Below are 21,397 nucleotides of genomic sequence, written 5' to 3'. Positions count from 1 at the left end.
CAATCGCAAAATGATGATGATGTATTGGACGTGGCACGGGTGAGGCCGCAGTACGGCTGCCCCATGTTCTGAAAGTCAGTGATCGCTCGCCACGAACGGGCGGGCGCGATAGGCGGGACGAACGGCCCCGCAGCCCGGGCCGGTGCGCCCGGGACGACCGCCGGGGACTACTTCCCGTCCAGCGCCACGGTCTGGACGATGTTCTCGAACTGCGCCAACACATCGGGCTGGCGCTGCGACAAGTAGCGGAACACCGCCTTGTTGTCGATCAGCTTGCCGAGGTAGCCGCGCGCCAGCACGAGGATCAGCACGTCCTGCCCGTAGGACTGCTCGACCAGCTTCAGTTGCCCTTGGATGTTGCCCATTTCGCGCTCCATCTTCGCCATCTGTTCGGCGGTGACGCCCCGCACCTTCCGGGGCTTGGTTTCGCCGACCAGCAGGTGCGGCGGCGTGGCCGCAAGCAAGGCTGTGGCGTAGGCGACCGTCATGTTGTTGGCAGTGAGCATCAACTCCACGCACTCGACCTGCCGGGTGGGTTTGAGTTTGCGCAGCACCGAGCCGAGGTTGGCGGCGAAGTGCTGATCCTTCAGCATCTCGACCGCCTCCGGGCAGATACCGTCGAGCAGGCTCACCTTCTTGTGGATCAGGCTGGTGTCCACGTTGAGCGCCTTGGCCAGCCGCTCGGGCGTGACGCCGCGCTCGACCGCGCGCCGGAGCATGTGGTGCTCCTGAATGGAGGAGATGCGGTTGAGCCGGTTGTTGTAGGTGTAGCTTTCGTCGTCGGTGGCAATCAGGCACGGTGCATCGACGTAGCCGAGCTGCCGCAGCGCCAGCAGGCGCATGTGCCCGTCGAGCAGGATATGGTTGCCGGTGGTCTTGTCGGCTTTGCCCACGCTCAGGGGCTCGATCAGCCCGACCGCTTCCATCGAGGCCATGATCTGCTTGAACTTCCGCGAGGTGTGCAAGCCCTCCGGTGGTTTGCGCGACGGCAAAATCCGATCCAGCGCAAGCGTGATCGGTTCTGGGATGAATCCAAGCGGCGGGCGGCTCATGCCGCGTGACCTCCAGCCCAGACGCGCTCGGCCAGTTGCTTGGGCAAGGTGTCCAGGCCTTCGGCGCGCAGCAGGTTGGAGAAATGCTCGTCGGCCAGCAACTGGCGCAGCGCTTCGATCACGAACAGCAGACGCTGCTGTGCGAATTCGGCCTTTTTGACCATCAGCTTCTGCCGCTCGACCTCGTGCTGGTAGTTGCGCACCAGGCTGGAGGTGGTGACGGACGCTCCCTTGCGCGCGGGCCGGTGGGCCAGCGTTTTGCCCAAGGTGCTGCGCCGCTGGAGCACGCGCCGCGCCTGCATCAGTTGCCCGCCGCGCAGTTGGCCGCTTTCGTAGGCATCCTGCAGCGCGGCCTGCACCGCTTCTTCGTCGCTTGCACCCGCAATGGTGATGGCGACGCTGAGCGGAACCCTTCCGGCCTCGACGGCGGCCAGCAGACGCTCCTCGCCTTTTTCGAAGAGGAGCAGGATGCCCTTGATGTAGTCGAGGCTCAGACCAGTCTTCTGGGCGATGACGCGTTTGTCGTAGCCCTGCTGGCTCAACTGCTCGATGCTCATCAGCAGTTCCAGCGCACTGTATTTCCGGCGGGCAATGTTCTCAGTCAGACTCATGATGAAGGCGTCCTCGTCGTTGACCGTGACGACCAACGCCGGAATCTCCTTCTCGCCGAGCGACTTGAACGCCTTGAGCCTGCCTTCGCCGCAGATCAGCAGGTAGCGTTTGCCGTCCTCCAGATCGTCGCGTGGCGTCACCGTGACCGGCTTCTTCAGGCCGAGGTTCTTGATGCTTCCGACGATCTCCTCGAACACGCGGCCATTGCGGTCGCGCGGGTTGAGCACGGCGATCTGGTCGACCGGGATCATTTGCAGGTCGGTGGCGTGGTGCTGTTTGGTCATGCGGCCCTCCGGATGCGGCTGCGCTCGGCCATGCCGTAGAGGTAGTCCAGGCTGTCGAAGCGGTAGCTCTCGAACTCGAGGCCGTTGTGATCGGCCAGATGGATGCCCGGCTGGCCGAAGTCCAGACGCGGCAACAGGTAGTAGTCCAGCGGCGCCTGATTGCCGTCGTCGAGCCGGACGGCGACCGTGATGTCCGGTGCGAGGCTGGTGTCGAAGCGCACCTTCCAGCGACGGCGGCCGTTGTCCAGCAACTGGCAGCGTGACAGCACCAGCGAGACGGTGAACTCGCGGTTGACCGTGAGCAGATCGGTCGCCGGATCACGCACGACCGCGCCGCCGACCTCGGCGATCATCCGCTCCGTCTGGCCGACGATCTCCGGGTGCAGTCGGCGCAGGAACTGGTTGACTTCCAGATACTGGTAGTCCCGATCCGGCGTGAAGCCGACCGTCTGGTAGGCCCGGATCAGGCTGCCGAAGCGGTGCGCGTAGGCCGCCGCCGAGGGCATCCCCTCGGCCTCGTCGATGATCAGGCCGGAGAGGTAGCCGTGTTGCTGGAACAAGCGGCGCAGCTTCTCGATCAGTTCCTCGTTGCTGAAGCGGTGCATCCGCTCGCGCAGGATGCCTTGCGCCGTGTAGAACAGGTCGGGCGGCACGATCCCCTCGAACGCTCCTTCCTTCTTGATCCACATCTCCGGCTGGTTCACGACTCGCACCTTCTTGAGCTTGAAGGAGCGCCGGTTGTAGACGTTGTTGCCGATATATTTCTCGTTCGAGAGCACCTCGCGCACAGTGGCGCGCGTCCACGCTCGGCCCAGATCGGTGAGCACGCCCCGCACGTTGAGCCGATCGGCGATCTCGGACTCGAACAGGCCGTCCTCGACGAACCAGCGGTAGATCTGGTTGACCACGACGACTTCCTCGTCCGGGCCGGGCTGCAGGATCACGCGGTCGGTTTGCAGGCTCTTGTGCTCGCCGCGAGAAAGCTGCCCCTTCACGGAGCCGGACTGGTCGATCAACACGCGCCGCAGACCGTAGCCCGCTGGCCCGCCTTGGCGGAAGCCGAGTTCGATCAGGCGGCACTGCCCCGCGAACACCTTGGCCGACAACTCGCGGCTGTATTCGCCTGCCATCGCGCGCTTGACGCCCTTGACGATGGTGGAGACCGGCGAGCCGTCGTTTTCGAACTGCTCGGCGCAGTAGGCCACCTGAATCCCGGCGCGGCGGCAGATGTATTCGTAGTAGGCACTCTCATCCGCGTCCTGAAACCGGCCCCAGCGGCTGACGTCGTAGACGAGGATGATCTGAAAGTCGGCCTTGCCCGCCTGGACGTCGCCGATCAGTTGCTGGAGCGCCTGTCGACCATCGATGCGCAGTCCGCTCTTGCCCTCGTCGGCGTAGGTGCGGACGATCTCGATGTTGCGCCGGGCGGCGTACTCGCGGATTTTGTCGGCCTGGTTCTCCGTCGAGTATTGCTGGTGCTCCGTCGACATGCGCACGTACTGTGCGGCGCGGAACACTGACCCCGGCGGACTTGGAGGCGATTCGTTCGTTTGCATAGGCCCGGTCACTCTGTGATTGGCGATCTCGGGTCTGCTGCTCCCTTCAATGGACGCGCCGCCGCCACATGGAAACCAGGATGGCGGCAACGCACACGGTTGGAATCGTTGCCAAGCAGGATGTTCGAGAACCCGTTTTGGCAGTGAAGTTACGGGCGAATCGACGCGGCGTCGATCAAGTCCTCTCTTGACACGTCCATCTTGCGCGGACACGTCACGGCCACTGGCGTGATCTCGACGACCCACGAATCGCCGCTTTGCCTCGAAAAAGCCGGGTGCCGCGTGATGCGGTACAGGCCGGTCGGCAGGCGGCACACGTCCATCTTTGCAAGATCGGCCTCCCGCGCCTGATCCCGCTCACGAGCATCGCGCGACCGCTGCTGCTCGCGATTGCGCTGTTCGTAGTCGGGCCGGACGTCGCGGTAGTTGCGCCAGTAGTCCTCATTGCGCTGCGACCACGCCTGCTGGGCCGCGCGCTGGTTGATCCGGTAGTCGGGATCGGACTGGAGCTTGGCCCGCTGCCACTGGCGCTTGCGGGCGCGTTGACAGTCGGGCAAGGAGCAGTAGGCTTGGTCGGGTACTTGCGGGCGGGGCGCGAAGGGCTTGCCGCAGCAGGCGCAGTGTCGGGTCATCGTCGGGGTCTCCATGCAAAAGCCGCTGGAAACCGCGACGGCACTGCTGCCGCGCCCAAGCGCGGGTGCGCTTGGCCTCGATCCGTCAGTGGGGCGCGCTTGTCACCCGGGTATGCGCCCAGTGGCGCGGTTCCTATTCATCGGTTGTTATTGACATCTACCGATGTTATGGAACAATATGCCCGACATGGACACGACCGTCGACAAGCTGCTCGACCTGGTGCGCGCGCAGGGACTGGTGCGCCCCAACGATCTGGCCCCGCTGGGCATCCCCCGGGTAGCCCTGACGCGGGCCGTGCGGCGCGGGCAACTGGAACGCGTCGGGCGCGGGCTGTACGGCCTGATCGCGCGTCCGGTGTCGGCCCACGGCACGCTGGCCGAAGTCGCGCGACGCGTTCCCAAGGGCGTGGTCTGCCTGCTGTCGGCGCTGCGCTTCCACGACCTGACGACGCAGGCCCCGTTCGAGGTCTGGCTGGCCATCGACAACAAGGCCGCCACGCCGAAGCTGGACTACCCGCCGCTGCGCCTCGTCCGCTTTTCCGGCGCGGCGCTGACCGAGGGCGTCGAGGAACACGTCGTCGATGGCGTCACCGTCCGCGTCACGAGCGTTGCCAAGACAGTGGCCGACTGCTTCAAGTACCGCAACAAGATCGGGCTGGACGTGGCGCTGGAGGCGCTGCGTGAAGCCTGGAATGCAAAGCGCATGACCAGCGACCAGATCTGGCACTACGCCAAGATCGACCGCGTGGCCAACGTGATGCGCCCCTATCTGGAGAGCCTGGCATGAACCAGCGCAACGCTACTCGGAACAATGCGGCGTCGGTTCGTGCCCGACTGCGCAACAAGGCCCGCGCCGAAAAGCTCGATTTCAACCTGCTGCTGACGCGCTACGGGCTGGAGCGGATGCTGTACCGCCTGAGCGTTTCCGATGATCGCGGCCAGTTTCTGCTCAAGGGCGCGCTGCTGTTCGACCTGTGGTTCGACGTGCCGCATCGCCCGACGCATGATGCCGACCTGCTGGGCTTCGGCTCCGCCGAGCTGCCGCATCTGGAAAATCTGTTCCGCCAGATCAGCCAGATCGAAAGCGATGACGGCATCGTGTTTCAGGCCGACACGGTGAAGGCCGCCGAGATCCGCAAGGAGGCCAACTACGCGGGCGTGCGCGTGACGCTGATCGGCCTGCTCGACGGCGCGCGCTTGCCGGTACAGATCGACATCGGCTTCGGCGACGCCGTCGTGCCCGGCCCGGAGGATGCACAGTACCCGGTCATCCTCGAAGGGATGCCATCACCGCAGCTGCGGGTCTATCCACGCTACACGGTCGTCGCCGAAAAGTTCGAAGCAATGGCCTCGCTCGGCATCCTCAACAGCCGGATGAAGGACTACTTCGATCTGTGGATTCTGTCCCGGCATTCCGACTTCGACGGTGCCGTGCTGGCCCAGGCCGTCCGCGCCACCTTCGAGCGCCGGGGCACGGGCATCCCGTCGGGCCTGCCGCTCGGGCTCACCGACGAGTTCGCCCTGCATGAGCAGAAGAACATGCAGTGGTCGGGCTTTCAACGCAAGAACGCCTTGGAGCCGATGCCGCTGGCTGCGGTGATCGATGCCTTGCGCGAGTTCCTGTCGCCAGTGCTGACCGCGCTCACGGCGGGCGACGGCTTCGACCGCCAGTGGCGCGCGGGCGCGGGATGGGATGCGTCCTGACCTTGGGCCGACGGGCCGCATTCGATTCCGTGTTTGAGGATCGAACCGCAGACTGTTCGGTGCCTGACACAGGGAGGAAATGTGCGGGGACGTCCGTTTTTTCCTCGGATGCGCCCATCACGTATAATCACGCCCATGGTGGACCCGCCCATGCGGCAGGCTGGTTTCCTGTAGCAGGGAACTACACCACCAGTTAAAGCCCGCATGGGCAAAGGAAAGCCCGCTATCAAATTGGTAGCGGGCTTTCTTGTTTTCAGGGTTCATGCAGCACCATGCGCTCGACGCCCCTCTGCTGCAGGCGGAAGTGCACGTCAGTGCCTCCGGATGATCCACCGGTCTTCTGCCAGCCTTCTTTCCGCCTCGGCAGCGCGCCGGCGTTCCTCGTTCTTTTCAGCGTTGCGGGCGGCTTCTGCCTGGCGGTCGGCATTGGCCTTCTGTATCGCTGCCAAGGCTTCGGTTTGTCTTGCCACCACGATGCTTTCGGCGCGCAGTTGACGCTCCCGTGCTTCTGCGAGCGCGTCTCTGCGCGCCCTCTGTGCTTCTGCTGCCTCCTTTTGCCTCGCCTCCTCGGCCGCGGCCTCCGCTTCAAATCTTCTTTCGCGCCAACTCTTCGGCCGCCTGCGCCTGGCGCGCTTGTTCCCGGGTGTGCGCGAGGTAGGCGCCGGTCGCGAACATGGCAATCGCCAAGGCTGCCAGTACCTTGACCAGACTTCCCAGACCGAAGGATTCCTTCTCGGGGGCGGCCACCGGGCGAACGACCCGTCTAGCGACGGTCTGGTTCAGCTTCCTGTCATGCGCCTCGCGCGTCTCGACATTCGACAGGACCTTGTACGCCTCTCTGATCTCGTCGAGTTTTTCGATGAGATCCGGATTTTCGACAAGACGCTCACGAGAGTAGTAACTTGACGCTCTTTGAAAGGCCTCCGCGATTTCTTCCGCACTGGCGGTGCCCAAGGTCGCATAAGCAGATTTCATCGATCTTTTTGATTCTTGTTTGCGGGGCGGTCAAGGGCGGGGTTTCGCAACGTTGCCCGGCGCTCCCAGATGCAGGGCGGCGCCCCCGTACCGGCCCTGTCCTCAATCCATCAAGCTGATCTGCAGATAGCCATTGGTGCCATGCGAGGGGTCGTTGGCTCCGACGATGGCGAAGATGTTGGCGCCCTGCATTGTGAAGTAGGTCGCGCCAGTGCTCGTATTGGGCAGCAGGCGCATGCCATTCGGTTGACTGGGCGCCATCGAATAGAAGGTGTTGAAGGTCTGCACTGCGCTGCCGTCGGTCGCGACGCCGCTGCGCGTCGAGGTGTTGTTGGCCGCGACCTGGACGCGTCCCCACGAGCCCGGGGTGGCAGTGCCGTAACCGGTGCCGGCAGGCCAGGCAGTGCTCTCGGGCACGCCGATCCGGAACACGGTGGTGTGTGGGTCGCTCAAGGACTTCCCGGCAATCAGGAAAATCCTCTGGTTGCCGATGCGGGCCAGCGCGATGTTGGCAGTGTTCGAAGGCGAGGCCGTATCAACCATGGTCCACATGCCGCTCACGCTGCCCGGTGAGATCTGCCAGGTCTGCAGACTGGCGGGCGGGCATAGCTCGATCCGGGAGATGTTGCCGTCGTTGCAGCGAACCAGCGTCGTTCCGCCTCCTGAGATCTGGAACTGGGAAATGTCGGAACTCTGCGCACTCGGGCCTACGTCGATGCCGAAGCGGTTGTAGACGCCGTCCAGCGCCGCCTGCTGCGTTTCCAGCGCTCGCGAGGCCACGAAGGGTTGGATCGCGTAGGTCTCGGTCGTCGATTGCGTCACGACGAAGGGGAACGCCCCGACCACGGTGTCCTGGTTGAGGTGAAAGCGCGCGGTGTTGGCCACGGTGGTGATCCGGGCCGACTGGAAAACATAGGTGCCAGCCTCATTTGCATCCGCGGCAAAGCTTCCGGTGAGCACGACGTTATTGCTGTCGGTCCACGTGTAGGTGCTGGTGTCGAAGTTGAGCGCCAGCGTTTGCCGGGTCCCGTTGGTGGCAAAAGCCTTGTAGCTTCCGTTGCGCGAGTCTCCGCCCGCCACCACGAATTGCAGCGACTTGGTGTTTGCCGCCGCCGCGCCCGCCGATGCAGTCACCGTGTAGGTGGCCGGCGCGGAGGTCTCGTTGACCAACTGTGCGCTCCATTGGCTGGGTGTGCTGGCAAGAGCGTTGGCGCTGATGCCAACCGGCGAACTGCTGCTGGTCCACGAAACGCTCTGGCTGGGCGTGATCTCCACCGTATCGCCCGGCTTCACGGCGTACTGGTCTGCGCTCTGGGCCGTCGCGGCCTGGCCGTTGATCTTCACCGTCGTGGTCAACGCGGGCTTGGGCACTGTCGCTGCGATTCCACCGAGGCCGCCGCCCCCTCCGCCGCCGCCGCAGGAGGCCAATGCCACCGCAGCCAGGAGGCCGACGGCAAGGTTCCACTTCTTCATTCGCTCTTCTCCACCAAGATGTATTTGTGTTGCTTTTTTGCTTCGTGGCCGAGACGAGCTTAGGCCAAAAGACAACATACTGTAACCAGCTACATCCTGGCGGCCAGTTCCTCGAGAATGACGTTGCATGGCCGCTGGCAATGTCGTAGCCGTTGCGGACCCTGGCAACGGGTGCCGAAAAACGCAGTTTCCGGCGCACCAAATCAGCGCTCCTTTTTCGGTGCGCAGCGCAATGAAGTGGATCAATCGGCACCACAACTGCGCTATTCAGGCACCATTTTTGCTTGCAATCGACGGTCATTCGCGCAAACACGGCGAATCGCACCACAACAAGACATTTCCTCTCGCAAGCTCTCCATGGACGCACTAACTCAGGGCGCAAACGCGCTCTTCATCCTTCTTGGCGCCATCATGGTCCTGGCCATGCATGCCGGCTTTGCCTTTCTCGAACTCGGCACGGTCCGCAGGAAGAACCAGGTCAATGCATTGATCAAGATCCTCGTCGACTTCTCGGTGTCGACGGTCGTGTACTTCCTCGTCGGCTACGGCGTGGCCTACGGCACGCATTTCTTCGTCGGCGCCGAGGCGCTGTCCGCGAAGAGCGGCTTCGAGCTGGTGAGGTTCTTCTTCCTGCTGACCTTCGCGGCGGCAATCCCCGCGATCATTTCCGGCGGCATCGCGGAACGCGCGAAGTTCTGGCCGCAGCTCGTGGCGACAGCGGTGATCGTGGGCTTCGTCTATCCGTTCTACGAGGGGATTGCCTGGAACAAGGCCTTCGGCATCCAGGATTGGATCGCCTCGTTGACCGGCAGCGAATTCCACGACTTCGCGGGCTCGGTCGTGGTGCATGCGGTGGGCGGCTGGCTGGCCTTTCCGGCGGTGCTGCTGCTCGGCGCACGCCGGAATCGCTACCGCGGCGATGGCTCGCTGAGCGCGCATCCGCCGTCGAACATTCCCTTTCTCGCGCTCGGCGCATGGGTGCTCTGCGTCGGCTGGTTCGGCTTCAACGTGATGAGCGCGCAGACCATCGACAAGATTTCCGGCCTCGTCGCGGTGAATTCGTTGATGGCGATGGTGGGCGGCACGCTCGTCGCGCTCGCGCTCGGCCGGAACGATCCGGGCTTCGTCTACAACGGTCCATTGGCGGGGCTGGTGGCCATTTGCGCCGGCTCCGACGTGATGCATCCGCTCGGTGCGCTGGTGGTCGGTGGCGTGGCCGGCGCGATCTTCGTGGTGATGTTCACGCTGACGCAGAACAAGTGGAAGATCGACGACGTGCTCGGCGTCTGGCCCCTGCACGGCCTGTGCGGCACCTGGGGCGGGCTCGCGGTCGGCATCTTCGGCAGCAAGGCGCTGGGCGGGATCGGCGGTGTCAGCCTGATTGCCCAGTCGATCGGCGTCGTGATCGGCGTCGCCTGGGCCGCAGTGGCGGGCGCGGCGGTCTACGGCACGCTCAAGTCCACCGTGGGCATCCGGCTGACCCAGGAGGAGGAGTACGACGGCGCGGACATCTCCATCCACCGCATCTCGGCGACGCCCGAGCGCGAGGTGAGCTGGTAGGCCCTCAGGTCAGAAGTCCACCAGGCTCAGGCCCAGCATGAAGACCGTGCGCTTCTTGTTGTAGTCGAGCAGCGTGTCGCCGTAGCCGTAGAACAACTGCGTGTGGAAGCGCAGGTTGCTGCGCGCCGGGTCGCCGATCGCCTTCAGCCATTCGAGGCGGATCGAGCCCTTGCCGCTGGGGCGCAGGTTGTTGCGCACGGTGACGCCGAGCTGGTTGTCGCGGTTGACGTTCCAGATGCCCTTCACCTCCGCGCGGCCGATGTAGTCCTCGATGTCCGGGTTGTCGTCCTTGCTCGGATCGATGTGCGTGGAACCGTCTTCGGCGATGCGCTTCCAGATGCGGCCCGTGATGATGTAGCGGTCGTCCAGGTCGGCGCCGCCCATCAGGTAGATGCGGTTCCAGCTTCGCGACAGCGGCAGGTCCTGGCCGTTCGACTGGTGGTTCAGGCCCAGGCCGGTGTAGCGCATGCGCCAGCCGCCGGGCAGCTGGTAGTCGAGGGGGTAGGAGTAGATGATTTCCGGCTCGTGATCGGTGGTCCGGAAGGGCCGTGAAAGGTTTTCATTGAACACCTGCCATGTCGACTGCTGCGAGTAGCCGAACCACAGCGCATCCCGCTTGTTCGGGTCGTCGTGGGTCAGCAGTCCCTGCGCGAGCTTGGTGCGCAGCGAAAGACCGAGGCGCATGTCCTGTGCCTGATAGGCACGGTCCACGCCATTGCGGCCCGGCGCCGGCGAGGTCGGGGTTTCCGGGTCGTGCGCCGCGACACCGAGGGAAACATTGAGCGGGCGGTAGCCGCGGAAGCCGAAGGTGCCGCAATCGGTGGCGGCCTCGAGCTCCCAGAAGCGCGACAGCGAGCCGTACTGGCGGTCGCGGCAGCCGTCGACCGTCGCGACCGAGACCACGCGGGTCGCCGGCATGGAAGTGTCCACGGGCGTGGGGGGCGGCGTGTTGGCCAGGATCGGCGGCGCCGGCGGCACCGCCGCGGCGGGCAGCGACTGCTGTTGCGCCCAGCGGTCGAAGCAGGCCAGGCGCGCTTCGTTGTTGCCGGTCAAGCGCTGGCATTCCTGCCAGGTGAGCTGCGCGTCGGCGAGCGGGCTGGGCGGGGTGCTCACGGACTGCGCCTGCGCGGTGGTCGCGCCGAGTCCCGCAACGAGCGTCGCGAGAAAGAAGATGCGAATGTCCACCTTCATCGTCATTTCCCTGTGTTGTCGTTGGTCTTGGTCAGCACGAACGGGCGCGTGCTCTCGTCCGCGGCGTTGCGCCAGACTCCCTTGAATTCCTTGCCGCAGGAGGCGGCCTGGAGCTGTCCCAGCCAGACGCCGCTGATCGTGCGTCCGTCCGACGATTCGTCGAGGCTCAGGTAGCCGTCCTCGTCGACGTCCCCGGCGAGCTGCGCGACGCCGGCCGGCGTGTCGCCGCCGCGCGTGATCGTGCCGCGCACGCCGGCGTAGTCGGGATGCCTGGCGAGCTGCACCCTGGCCACGCCCGGCAAGCCTTCGAAGCGCGCCTCCCATGTGCCGAAGAGCATTTCGAGCGGCATGTCCGATGCGCTCGCGGGACAGCCGGGCGCGGTTGCGGCAGGCGCTGCATCCTGCGCCAGCAGGTTGCCCGAGAGCAGGCAGGCTGCTGCCGCCAGACCGGCGAGCAGTGCGCGCTTCATGGTGCCGATGCGGCGGCGGCCGCGGCTGCTGCGTTGTCCTGGACCTTGCGCGCGAACTCGGCGCGCAGCGCCTTGAGCTTTTCGCGCGGGTCTTCCCGGACCGTGTTCTTGTCGAGCGCCATCTCGGCGATGAAGCGGCTCGGCTGCGCGGCCACCGTCTCGCGGCCCTGCTTGCGGCGCTTGGTCCAGCTCACCGCGAGGCTGCGCTGCGCGCGCGTGATGCCGACGTACATGAGGCGGCGCTCTTCCTGCAGGCGCTCCAGCGTGCTCTCGCTGACCTTTTCCTGGCGGCCGTTGTCGTCGTCGAGCTTGAAGGGCAAGAGGCCTTCATTCACGCCGATCAGCATCACGTGCGGCCACTCCAGGCCCTTGGAGGCATGCAGCGTCGAGAGCGTGACGACGTTCTGTTCCTGTTCCCGCTCGCTGATGGTGGACAGCAGCGAGATCGTCTGCGCCACTTCGAGCAGGCTCTTGGATTCGTTCTCGATCGTCGCGCCGGAGGCATCGTCGATCTGGCCGCCGCAGCGCTGGGACATCCAGTCGCAGAACTCGAGCACGTTGGTCCAGCGGCTGGCCGCGGCCTGCTCGCTGTCCTCGCCGTCGTAGAGGTGCTTCTCGTAGTCGATTTCCTTGAGCCACTCGGCGAGGAAGGCGCGCGAGGCTTCGGCGCCCGTGGTGCGGCGCGCGCGGTATTCGAGATCGTTGATGTAGCGGCCGAATTCATGCAGGCCGTCCAGCGCGCGCTTGGACATCACGCTGGGCAGCGAGGGGCTGAAGAGCGCCTCGAACAGGCTGAGCTTGTACTGGCTCGCGAAGGTGCCGAGGCTCGCGAGCGTGGTGTGTCCGATGCCGCGCTTGGGCGTGGTCACCGCGCGCAGGAAGGCCGGGTCGTCGTCGTTGTTGACCCAGAGGCGGAACCAGCCGCAAAGGTCCTTGATCTCGGCGCGGTCGAAGAAGCTCTGGCCGCCGGAGACCTTGTACGGGATCTGCGCCTTGCGCAGCGCCTGTTCGAACACCCTGGCCTGGTGGTTGGCGCGGTAGAGGATCGCGAAGTCGCGGAATTCCCTGAACTGCTGGCCCTGCGAGCTGGCATCGCCGGCGCGCAGGCTCTGGATGCGGGCGACCGCGCGCTCGGCCTCGTGCTGCTCGTTGTCCGCGTCGACGACGCGCACCGGCTCGCCCTCGCCGAGTTCGCTGAAGAGCGTCTTCGGAAAGAGCTTCGGGTTCGGCCCGATCACGTTGTTCGCCGCGCGCAGGATCGCGCTCGTGCTGCGGTAGTTCTGCTCCAGCTTGATGACCTTGAGGCTCGGGTAGTCGATCGGCAGCTTGCGCAGGTTGTCGAGCGTCGCGCCGCGCCAGCCGTAGATCGACTGGTCGTCGTCGCCCACCGCGGTGAAGCGGCCGCGCTCGCCGGCCAGCGCCTTGAGCACCTCGTACTGCGTGGCGTTGGTGTCCTGGTATTCGTCGACCAGGATGTGACCGAGGGCCGCCTGCCACTTGGCGCGTACATCGTCGAACTCGCGCAGCAGCTTGAGCGGCATGCCGATGAGGTCGTCGAAATCCACGCTCTGGTAGGCGACGAGCCGCTCTTCGTAGCGCGCCATGATGCGCGCGGTGATGCGCTCGTTGTCATCGGCGGCCTGCGCTTCCGCCTGCTCGGCGTTCAGGCCCATGTTCTTCCACTTGCTGATGGTCCACTGCCAGATGCGCGCGGTCGCCAGGTCGCTGGTGCCGCCGGCGTCCTTCAGGATCTTCGACACGTCGTCGGCGTCGAGGATGCTGAAGGCCGGCTTCAGGCCCAGCACCGCGCCGTCCTCGCGCATCATGCGCACGCCGAGCGCATGGAAGGTGCAGACCACCACATTCTTCGCATCGCGGCCGATCAGCCCCTTGGCGCGCTCGCGCATTTCGGCGGCGGCCTTGTTGGTGAAGGTGATGGCGGCGATGCGCTTGGGCTCCAGGCCCGCCTGGATCAGCCGCGCGATCTTGTGGGTGATCACGCGCGTCTTGCCGGAGCCTGCGCCCGCGAGCACGAGACAGGGCCCGTGCATGTAGTTGACCGCTTCTTGCTGCGCGAAATTGAGACCGGAGGACATGGAAAGACGGGAACGGGAGGCGCAAAGCGGGCAATGATACGGGGCGGCCCGCTGGCGTCAGCGCCGCGATTTGTGCTAGACCCGCGCCGTTTTTTGCGCTAGCCCATCTTTCTCAACTGGGAGGGGTGAAGCCGGCTAAGTGCTTGATTTGATTCAGCACGAACTCGAAGGTCTCCACTACAGCGCGATGGGTTCGGCGGTGATGCGGCCTTGTTTGGCTGTGATCTTCGGGGGCGGTTGATCGGGCAGCTTCAGCCGCAGCAGATCCAGCAGCATGCGGTGATCGGCCTCGGGCTGGGTGTATCGCGACAGCACGAGCTCTCTGCCATCGGTGGTGGGCACGTGCACGTCCACCATCTGCATGGTCTTGAACTTCGCGATCACCTCGCCAGGCGTGATGCCGTGCGCCAGGCGCTTGAGTTGGGCCTTCAAGGTGACCTGCAGGCAGTAGGCGAGGAAGGCCACGAAGATGTGGGCCTCGATGCGCTGCTCGCTGGAGTGGTAGATGGGGCGTATGGCCAGATCGTGCTTGAGTTCCTTGAACGCCTGCTCGACCTCGGTGAGCTGGATGTAGAACGTCCACAGTTGGGCGGGATCGTGGGCACTGAGGTTGGTGCGCAGCAGATAGCGCCCCTCGCGGCGGCGCACCTGGCGCAGTCGGGCGCGATCGAGCTCGAACTCGAAGGATGCCGTCTTGGAACTGCTGCTGGCCTGGGGCAGCCGAACCTGGATCAGATGGGCGGCTCGCCCGGCCTCATGCCTGGCCGCACCGAGCTTCATGAGCAGTTGATCGCGCGTGAGCGTCTGGCCTTGCAAGGCCTGCAGGCGTTGCACGTAGCGACCGAGCCGGCGTTGCCGCATCGCGCGCTCCTTGTCGATGCGTGCCGCACTTTGCGCCAGCACGTAGGTGTCTTCCTCAGCGCCCAGGCGCTTGACATCGACGCCTTCGCGCACGCGCTGCCACGGCTGTGCGAGGAAGCCTTGCTCGAGCTTGGTCAGCCGCCCCTTGGGTGTGCCCACGAGATAGGAGGCGCCCATGCGGCGCATCTTCGCCAGGCTGTCTTCAGTGGGCACGCCGCGGTCCATCACCCAGATCCGGTTAGCTCGTCCGTAGCGCTGCTCGATGCGATCGAGGAAGTCGCCCAGCGTCGTGGCGTCCGCGGTGTTGCCCGAGAGCACCTCGTAGCTCAGTGGGAAGCCCTCGGGGGTGACGATCAAGGCGATCACCACCTGGCGGCAGTCGCCTCGCTTGTCGCGGCTGTAGCCGTACTGGCGCTTGTCGTGTTCGCTGCGCTCCACGTCGCTCTCGAAGTAGGTGCTGGTCAAGTCGTACAGCAGCACGTCGAACTTCGCCCCGAACAGTTCGCCCCAGCGCCGGCACAGGAACTTGAACAGTTCGTCCTTGTGCGCTGCGAGCTTGTCCAGGCAGCGGTACAGCGTGTTCTTCTCGGCCAATGCGAAGTCGGCATTGAGCAGGTCGGCCATCGCGCTGGCGTCGAACCAATGCCGGTGCAGGCGCCATTCACTGCCAGGGTCGATCAGCCGATAGGCCACCAGCGTTTGCAGCACCTGCAGCCAGGGTGTGCCTTCACGCGAGGGCGCCAGGCGAGCGCTCCAGAAGGCATCGAGTTCGAGTTGCTGCCACAGCACGCACGACAGCCAGCACGCCCCCCACTGGCGCGGGCGTTCGAGGCGCAGTTGATCCAGACGGATGCCGATCGCATTCGCGTCGTCCGCAGGCATCGAGCCGGCCGGAAACAGTGCCACCTGGCGTCTCGTTCCCTCGTCGTGCACTTCGATGGTCTTGCGCCAGGCTTCGCGCTGGCTCGCGTTGATCTCGCCCAGGTAGAGCACCTGCCTTTGCACCACACGCCCATCGCTGAGTCGGCGGTTCTCCACCACGCTCCAATACTCGTGCGTCTTGCCGTCCTTCAGGCGTCGGTTGCAGCGCAAGAACATGCGCCGCAGTTTAGGAACCGCTCGCCTGCATGCCAAGGACCAAGGTCTCCACTACAAGCGTTTTGCCGAGTCACCCCTATACGGATCAATCACTTGCGTCGATCAACACCCAAAAAATCGTCGAAATCAGGGTTGAGTTGAGAAAGATGGGCTAGTTGCGCGCTGTGCTGAACTGCATCCCGCGGGTCGCGGGATGGCCGCACGCGGCGCCCCGGACTACGGTGTCAGGACGCCCAGCTTGTACGGGTCGGCGTCGGAGAGCAGTTCGCAGCGCGACATGTCGCGCCCCTGCGTCCCGTCACAGTAGAAGCTGTTGTAGACGCGGCCGAACAGCGTCGGCGTCGAGACGAACAGCACGCCCTGGTTGGGCTGCCAGCGTTCCTTGGGTGCGGCGCCCGGGACGGCCGCCGGGGCATTGGCTTCGGCCGCAGGCGTCGCGGCCGCGGTGGCGTCCGCGCCACTCGGGGTCGCCTGCGCCGGGGGCGCGATGAAATCCGCCAGCGTCCGCACGCCGTCGTCCCCGTTCCAGCGGCTCACGAGATCGGCGGGGCGTGGCCGTCCGTCGACCGGGATCAGCAGGCCGTTCACCTGGAAGCCGCGGCCGAAGCGATGCTCCTTGCCGGCCAGGAAGGCATAGGCGCAGGCTGCGTGGCACTGGCCCTTGGCCTCGGTGTTGACGCCGCTGGCCCGGATCGCGCGGGCGTATTCGCTGGCCATCTCCGGCGTGCCGCCCAGGGAGTTCTCGAACACCACCGTCCGGATGTGGCCGGTCGCGAGATGCTCCTCGAAGGCCTTGATGACCGTGCCGTCCAGCATGCCGCTCACCACGAGCCGGCTGCCTTGCAGATCCAGCTCCGCAGAAAGCGCTGCCGGCCACAGCAACGCGAGCGAAATACCCCACAAGACTGCGAACGGCGATTTCACTTTTCCACCCCTTGTCGGATCCGTCATTGGAACCATCCTTTTCCGGTAGCTTGGGCAACGCTTCAATGCGCCGTCAACTACTGTTTCAGAGTATTTCCTACACGCCAGGCCCCGCAATAAGGCAATAGTGCCAAATATTCCATACTGTTAGTTCTTAGGTTTTCACGAGCGCTGCTAAAGTGGTTTCCTGGATCGGGAGAGTTGACATGACGACATGGTTGCGAGGGGCTTTGTGGTTGGTCTGGCTCACCATGGCCGGCTTGTTCTGGCACATGGGCGCCCTGCGCACGGGCGCCGCGCTGGGCGCGGGGCTCTTGAGCATGGTGCTGCTGGTATGGCCCAGTGCTGCGAGCCGAAGAAAGCGCTCGAGCCTGCAGTACGTCGAAATGGGCAAGGAGCCGGTCGGCCAGTTGTGACCGGCAGCGCGGATCGCTCAGATGCTGTGTGGGTCCACGTCCACCAGCCACCGGATCACGCCCTTGCCCTCGGGCGTGCGCCTCAATTCATGCAGCACGGCCTGCCAGCCGCAAAGCAGCCGTTGCAGGGCCGCCCGCGAGGGGCTCTCCAGCAGCATCTGCGCCCGTTCCACGTTCGCCACGCGCTGGATCGCCAGCGGCACCGCCGGATAGCGCGTGACCTGCAGCGCACCTGGCAGACCATCGGCCGCGGCATTCGCGGCGCCCAGGAATGCCTGCGCCGCTTCCTGCGTGCGCGCATCGGCGCGCAGCAGCGCCTGGAAAGCGAAGGGCGGCATGCCGGCGGCGGCGCGGTCTTCGAGTTCGCCCTGGGCGAACGCCGGATAGTCGTGCCGCTTCAGCGCGGCGAAGAGCGGATGCTGCGGGTGATGGGTCTGGATCCACATCTCCGCGGTCGCCCCCTGCGCCGAGACGTAGGCCGCATCGCGCCCGGCGCGTCCGGCGGATTGCATGAGCAGGCTGAACAGCCGCTCCGGCGCGCGGAAATCGCCTGAAAACAGCGCCCCGTCGGGATTGATCGCGGCCACCAGCGTGATGCGCCGGAAGTCGTGCCCCTTGGCGATCATCTGCGTGCCCACGAGCACGTCGACTTCACCCGAATGAACGGCGGCGAGCTGCGATTCGAGCGCGCCCTGCCTGCGGGTGCTGTCGGCGTCGATGCGGGCGATGCGCACTGCGCTGCCGTCGGGCCGCCGGACTGCCGCGAAGAGCTCGCCCAGATGTTCCTCGAGGCGCTCGGTACCGCGACCCACGGGAGCGATGTCAAGGTTGCCGCATTCGGGGCAGGCGCGCGGCACGCGCTCGGTGAAGCCGCAGTGGTGGCAGCGCAGCGTCCGGTCGATCTTGTGGAACACCCGGTAGGCGCTGCAGTGCGGGCATTCGCTCTTCCAGCCGCAGTCGCCGCAGGCCAGTACCGGCGCGTAGCCCCGGCGGTTCAGGAAGACCATGCTCTGCTCGCCGCGCGCGATGCGCTGGCCGATGGCATCGAGCAGCGCGGTCGAAAGCACCGTCTTCGGCGGCTGCAGGTTCATGTCCACCAGCCGCACCCTGGGCAGCGCGCCGGTGCCGATCCGCGACGGCATCGCCAGCCGCAGGTAGCGGCCGCCCGGATCGTCGCTTGCGGCCGGACGGCTCTGGTGCCAGCTTTCGAGCGAGGGGGTGGCGGAGCCGAGGATCACCTTGGCGTTCTCGCGCCGCCCGCGCCAGACGGCCAGGTCGCGCGCCGAGTAGCGGGCGCCTTCCTGCTGCTTGTAGCTGGGATCGTGCTCCTCGTCGACCACGATGAGCCGCAGCGCCGGCATCGACGCAAAGACCGCCATGCGCGTGCCGAGCACGATCCTCGCTGCGCCGCTGTGCGCGGCGAGCCAGCTCGCGAGCCGCTGCGGGTTCGTCATCCCGCTGTGCAGCGACACCACCGCGTCCGGGCCGAAGCGCTCCTTGAAGCGGGCTTCGAGCTGGGGCGTCAGATTGATCTCCGGCACCATCACCAGGGCCTGGGCCTGCGGCTCGCGCGCCAGCAGCGCGGCGACGGCGCGCAGATAGACCTCGGTCTTGCCGCTCCCGGTGCTGCCGAAAAGCAGGAACGGGCCTGCTTCCGCGTCGAATCGCGCCAGCGCCTCGGTCTGCTCGGCGCTGAGCGTCGCCGGGGACGGCGCAGGGGCACTTGCCGCCGGTGCGCCAGCGGCGCCCTTTCGCTTCAGCCGCCGCGCAAGCTGGACCGCGGAAAGGTCGCGCAGTTGCGGCGGCAGGGCGGCCAGCGCGATCTCGCCCAGCGAGCGCTGGTAATAGCGGGCGGCAAAGGCGACCAGGTCGCGCCAGGCGTCGCCGAGCGGGGCGAGCGCGTCGAGGACGGCGCCGATCGGCTTGAGTTCCATTGCCTCCGGCCCGGCGTCGTCCTGCCGGACCGCCCAGGCGACGCCGAGCACCTCGCGGCGCCCCAGCGGAACCCGTAGCAAGGCCCCGGGCGTCAGCGGCGCGCCACTGGCGTAGCTAAGGACATCCCCTAGTGCGCTGTGCGCCGGCGTCTGAACCGCGACGTCGATTCGCCAATTCAACGCCGGCTCCAGGATGACGGGTTTGTTAAAGCGACTTTGAGCAAAACGACCTAAGTTGTTGATTTGTCAGCGCTTTGCACATCATCCAGATTTTCTGTGGATAACTTTGTTGATATTGGGGCTTGACGCGCCGCCAAGCCCCGGAAATCAAGGCTCCGGCTGGAATGCCCGCAAAAAAAGCAAAGTTCAAAACCCATATAAATCAATGACTTAGCGACGCTATCGCTTTAGGAGCAGCGCTTGGCGCGCGCTAGAACGTTTTGCGCACCGCAACAGCTGTTTTGTGCATAAGTCAGTCCCTCCTCACGCTTTTTAGCCCTTGACAAACATCGGATCGGCGATCTCGCTGTTTACAAGTCATAACAATACGGTCATGCGCGAAGGGCTCGGGACTGTGTGTGCACCGCCGCAACCAGCGCTGCGACGTGCTCGGGCGGCGTGAATTGGCTGATGCCGTGGCCGAGGTTGAAGATGTGCGTCGCGCCGTTCGTCTGTGTGTCGGTGTGTGGCTTGCCGAAGCTTTGCAGCACCTTGGCAACTTCTGCTTCGATCTGCGACGGTGGCGCGAACAGCACGTTCGGGTCGATGTTTCCCTGCAGCGCCTTGCCGCCCTCGCCTTCGCCGACGAGGGCGCGCGCGCGGCCCAGGTTCACGGTCCAGTCGAGGCCCAGCACTTCGCAGTCGAGCGCGCGCATGTCCTGCAGCCAGAGGCCGCCGCCCTTGGTGAACACGATCCGCGGGACCGGCCGGCCGTCGGCGCCGTCGCGGCGCAGTTGCGCCAGCACGCGCGCGGTGTAGGCGAGGCTGAATTCCTGGAACGCGCCGTCGGCGAGCACGCCGCCCCAGCTGTCGAACACCATCACCGCCTGCGCGCCCGCCGCGATCTGCGCATTGAGGTAGGCGGCCACCGCATCGGCATTGACGCCGAGCAGGCGATGCATCAGGTCCGGGCGGCTGTACATCAGCGTCTTGACCAGCCGGTAGTCGCTGGAGCCGGCGCCTTCGACCATGTAGCAGGCGAGCGTCCACGGGCTGCCCGAAAAGCCGATCAGCGGCACGCGGCCGGCGAGCGCCTTGCGGATCGAGGTGACGGCATCGAAGACGTAGCGCAGCCGGTCCATGTCCGGCACGGCGAGCGCGGAAATCGCCGCCTCGTCGCGCACCGGGCGCGCGAAGCGCGGCCCCTCGCCGGCTTCGAACGACAGGCCGAGGCCCATCGCGTCGGGCACCGTCAGGATGTCGGAGAAGAGGATCGCGGCATCGAGCGGATAGCGCGCGAGCGGCTGCAGCGTGACCTCGGTCGCATGGTCCACATTCGTGGCGAGCCCCATGAAACTGCCGGCCTTTGCGCGCGTCGCCACGTATTCGGGCAGGTAGCGCCCCGCCTGCCGCATGAGCCAGACGGGCGTGTGGTCGGTGGCCTGTCGCCAGCAGGCGCGCAGGAAGGTGTCGTTTTTGAGGGGGGCGAAAGGCATCCCCCGATTGTCGCAGCGCCCCGGCTCCAACCGAGGCCGCGCAGCAGGCGCCCCTTCGCAGGCACCCGCGGAACCGGCTCTGCCGGGCCGCAGGGTGCGCCCCCAGCAGGCGGGTGCAGAGCCACACGCAGTGGGCGAGGCTGGGGGGTTACTCGTTACTTCAGGCCTTGTACTTGATCGAGCAGCCGTACGGGCGAGTCGTCGCCGCGCTGATCGGCTTGCCGCCGAAGGCTTCGCGAAGCGCCTGGTTCACATAGTTGGTGGCGGTCTCGATGTCCTCGGTGCGGGCCGAGGCGATGCTGTCGATGCCGCCGGCATAGACCAGCGTCCCCTTGGGGTCGACGATGAAGATGTGCGGCGTGGTGCGCGCGCCGTAGGTTCGGCCGATCACGCCGTCCTCGTCCATCAGCACCGCGGTCGGCACGCCGGAATGTTCCTTCATCCAGGCTTCGAGCGCCTGCGGCTGCAGGTAGTCGCTGGCGGCGCGCTCGGTCGAATTGATGGCGAGCCAGACGACGCCCTTGTCGGTGGCGGCCTTCTGCGTGGCCGGCATGTTGCCGCTGCCGTAGTGCTTGCGCACGAACGGGCAGCCGGGATTCGTCCACTCGAGGACCACGTACTTGCCCGCGAAATCGGACAGGCGATGCGGCTTGCCGGCGGTGTCGACGGCGATGAAATCGGGCGCCGGCTGGCCGACGGCGGGGGCCGCGTTGGCCTGGGCATTCATGAGGAAGGTGGCGCCGAGGGCGACCGCGGCCGTCATCACGGCGCGGCGCGAGGCGCGGCTCAATGCGGCCCGGGCCCGGCGCGCGGCGCGGTAGGAACGGGAATCGGAAGATGACGATGACGACATGGTCAGCTTGAACTCCAATCGATAAAACTCAACAACCACGAGAGCTTAGAA

The 21,397-nt window shown here is 65.8% G+C and carries 18 protein-coding genes; 4 read left to right on the top strand and 14 right to left on the bottom strand.

All coding sequences use genetic code 11. The features are described from left to right. Positions 1 to 167: 167 nt before the first annotated feature. The 4 genes from VAR608DRAFT_RS34315 to VAR608DRAFT_RS34300 form a co-directional block, all read right to left on the bottom strand. The gene (locus VAR608DRAFT_RS34315; RefSeq protein WP_088958118.1) at positions 168 to 1,052 is read right to left on the bottom strand and encodes a plasmid partitioning protein RepB C-terminal domain-containing protein; all 885 of its coding nucleotides are present in this window, start codon (positions 1,050 to 1,052) and stop codon (positions 168 to 170) included. Next, positions 1,049 to 1,948, bottom strand: a complete 900-nt coding sequence (locus VAR608DRAFT_RS34310; protein WP_088958117.1) for a plasmid partitioning protein RepB C-terminal domain-containing protein — start codon at positions 1,946 to 1,948, stop codon at positions 1,049 to 1,051. The genes VAR608DRAFT_RS34315 and VAR608DRAFT_RS34310 overlap by 4 nt, the downstream gene beginning before the upstream one ends. After that, a complete protein-coding gene (locus VAR608DRAFT_RS34305; RefSeq protein ID WP_172843940.1) occupies positions 1,945 to 3,504 on the bottom strand; it encodes a recombinase family protein in 1,560 nt (519 codons plus the stop codon). The genes VAR608DRAFT_RS34310 and VAR608DRAFT_RS34305 overlap by 4 nt, the downstream gene beginning before the upstream one ends. Before the next feature lie 149 nt (positions 3,505 to 3,653). After that, entirely contained in the window at positions 3,654 to 4,136 is a 483-nt protein-coding gene (locus VAR608DRAFT_RS34300; RefSeq protein ID WP_088958115.1) for a hypothetical protein, read from the bottom strand. Positions 4,137 to 4,323: 187 nt separating this feature from the next. Here VAR608DRAFT_RS34300 and VAR608DRAFT_RS34295 point away from each other — a divergent pair, with 187 nt between their 5' ends. Both VAR608DRAFT_RS34295 and VAR608DRAFT_RS34290 read left to right on the top strand, forming a co-directional pair. Beyond that, positions 4,324 to 4,923 carry a type IV toxin-antitoxin system AbiEi family antitoxin domain-containing protein gene (locus VAR608DRAFT_RS34295; protein WP_088959141.1) on the top strand — a complete coding sequence of 200 codons (600 nt, stop codon included), beginning with the start codon at positions 4,324 to 4,326 and terminating at the stop codon, positions 4,921 to 4,923. After that, positions 4,920 to 5,840: a nucleotidyl transferase AbiEii/AbiGii toxin family protein gene (locus tag VAR608DRAFT_RS34290; protein WP_088958114.1), complete on the top strand. Its 921-nt coding sequence runs from the start codon at positions 4,920 to 4,922 to the stop codon at positions 5,838 to 5,840. The genes VAR608DRAFT_RS34295 and VAR608DRAFT_RS34290 overlap by 4 nt, the downstream gene beginning before the upstream one ends. A gap of 585 nt (positions 5,841 to 6,425) precedes the next feature. Here VAR608DRAFT_RS34290 and VAR608DRAFT_RS34285 read toward each other — a convergent pair. Together VAR608DRAFT_RS34285 and VAR608DRAFT_RS34280 are read right to left on the bottom strand one after the other, a co-directional pair. After that, positions 6,426 to 6,815, bottom strand: a complete 390-nt coding sequence (locus VAR608DRAFT_RS34285; RefSeq protein WP_088958113.1) for a hypothetical protein — start codon at positions 6,813 to 6,815, stop codon at positions 6,426 to 6,428. A 102-nt stretch (positions 6,816 to 6,917) separates the two neighbouring features. After that, positions 6,918 to 8,288, bottom strand: coding sequence for a hypothetical protein (locus tag VAR608DRAFT_RS34280; protein WP_088958112.1), 1,371 nt, complete (start codon positions 8,286 to 8,288; stop codon positions 6,918 to 6,920). 357 nt (positions 8,289 to 8,645) lie between these two features. Between VAR608DRAFT_RS34280 and VAR608DRAFT_RS34275 the strand changes: the two genes are divergently transcribed. After that, entirely contained in the window at positions 8,646 to 9,848 is a 1,203-nt protein-coding gene (locus VAR608DRAFT_RS34275) for an ammonium transporter (RefSeq protein ID WP_088958111.1), read from the top strand. Positions 9,849 to 9,857: 9 nt separating this feature from the next. On the opposite strand, the gene VAR608DRAFT_RS34270 is transcribed toward VAR608DRAFT_RS34275, so the two are convergent. From VAR608DRAFT_RS34270 to VAR608DRAFT_RS34250, 5 genes are all read right to left on the bottom strand, one after another. Continuing rightward, positions 9,858 to 11,039 (bottom strand): phospholipase A, encoded by a 1,182-nt coding sequence (locus VAR608DRAFT_RS34270; RefSeq protein ID WP_231973064.1) that lies wholly within the window; start codon positions 11,037 to 11,039, stop codon positions 9,858 to 9,860. A 2-nt stretch (positions 11,040 to 11,041) separates the two neighbouring features. Beyond that, the gene (locus VAR608DRAFT_RS34265; RefSeq protein ID WP_088958109.1) at positions 11,042 to 11,509 is read right to left on the bottom strand and encodes a hypothetical protein; all 468 of its coding nucleotides are present in this window, start codon (positions 11,507 to 11,509) and stop codon (positions 11,042 to 11,044) included. After that, positions 11,506 to 13,605 (bottom strand): ATP-dependent helicase, encoded by a 2,100-nt coding sequence (locus VAR608DRAFT_RS34260; RefSeq protein ID WP_088958108.1) that lies wholly within the window; start codon positions 13,603 to 13,605, stop codon positions 11,506 to 11,508. The genes VAR608DRAFT_RS34265 and VAR608DRAFT_RS34260 overlap by 4 nt, the downstream gene beginning before the upstream one ends. Before the next feature lie 177 nt (positions 13,606 to 13,782). After that, the gene (locus VAR608DRAFT_RS34255) at positions 13,783 to 15,564 is read right to left on the bottom strand and encodes an IS1634 family transposase (protein WP_088958107.1); all 1,782 of its coding nucleotides are present in this window, start codon (positions 15,562 to 15,564) and stop codon (positions 13,783 to 13,785) included. A gap of 216 nt (positions 15,565 to 15,780) precedes the next feature. Next, a complete protein-coding gene (locus VAR608DRAFT_RS34250; protein ID WP_231973063.1) occupies positions 15,781 to 16,488 on the bottom strand; it encodes a hypothetical protein in 708 nt (235 codons plus the stop codon). A 206-nt stretch (positions 16,489 to 16,694) separates the two neighbouring features. On the opposite strand from VAR608DRAFT_RS34250, the gene VAR608DRAFT_RS34245 reads away from it, so the two are divergent. Continuing rightward, complete coding sequence (locus VAR608DRAFT_RS34245; RefSeq protein ID WP_157731193.1) at positions 16,695 to 16,904, top strand: hypothetical protein; 210 nt, start codon at positions 16,695 to 16,697, stop codon at positions 16,902 to 16,904. Positions 16,905 to 16,921: 17 nt separating this feature from the next. Here the strand turns inward: VAR608DRAFT_RS34245 and VAR608DRAFT_RS34240 are convergent, their stop codons facing one another. From VAR608DRAFT_RS34240 to VAR608DRAFT_RS34230, 3 genes are all read right to left on the bottom strand, one after another. Beyond that, positions 16,922 to 19,018 (bottom strand): primosomal protein N', encoded by a 2,097-nt coding sequence (locus VAR608DRAFT_RS34240; protein ID WP_088958105.1) that lies wholly within the window; start codon positions 19,016 to 19,018, stop codon positions 16,922 to 16,924. Positions 19,019 to 19,389: 371 nt separating this feature from the next. Beyond that, positions 19,390 to 20,493, bottom strand: a complete 1,104-nt coding sequence (hemE, locus tag VAR608DRAFT_RS34235) for a uroporphyrinogen decarboxylase (protein WP_088958104.1) — start codon at positions 20,491 to 20,493, stop codon at positions 19,390 to 19,392. A 160-nt stretch (positions 20,494 to 20,653) separates the two neighbouring features. Further along, positions 20,654 to 21,346, bottom strand: coding sequence for a thioredoxin family protein (locus tag VAR608DRAFT_RS34230; RefSeq protein WP_088959139.1), 693 nt, complete (start codon positions 21,344 to 21,346; stop codon positions 20,654 to 20,656). Between the last annotated feature and the right edge of the window lie 51 nt (positions 21,347 to 21,397).

The organism is Variovorax sp. HW608 (assembly GCF_900090195.1).
Taxonomy (GTDB): Bacteria; Pseudomonadota; Gammaproteobacteria; order Burkholderiales; family Burkholderiaceae_C; genus Variovorax.
The sequence above is the reverse complement of the archived record's forward strand: the minus strand, read 5'-3'. Positions and strand labels throughout refer to the sequence as shown.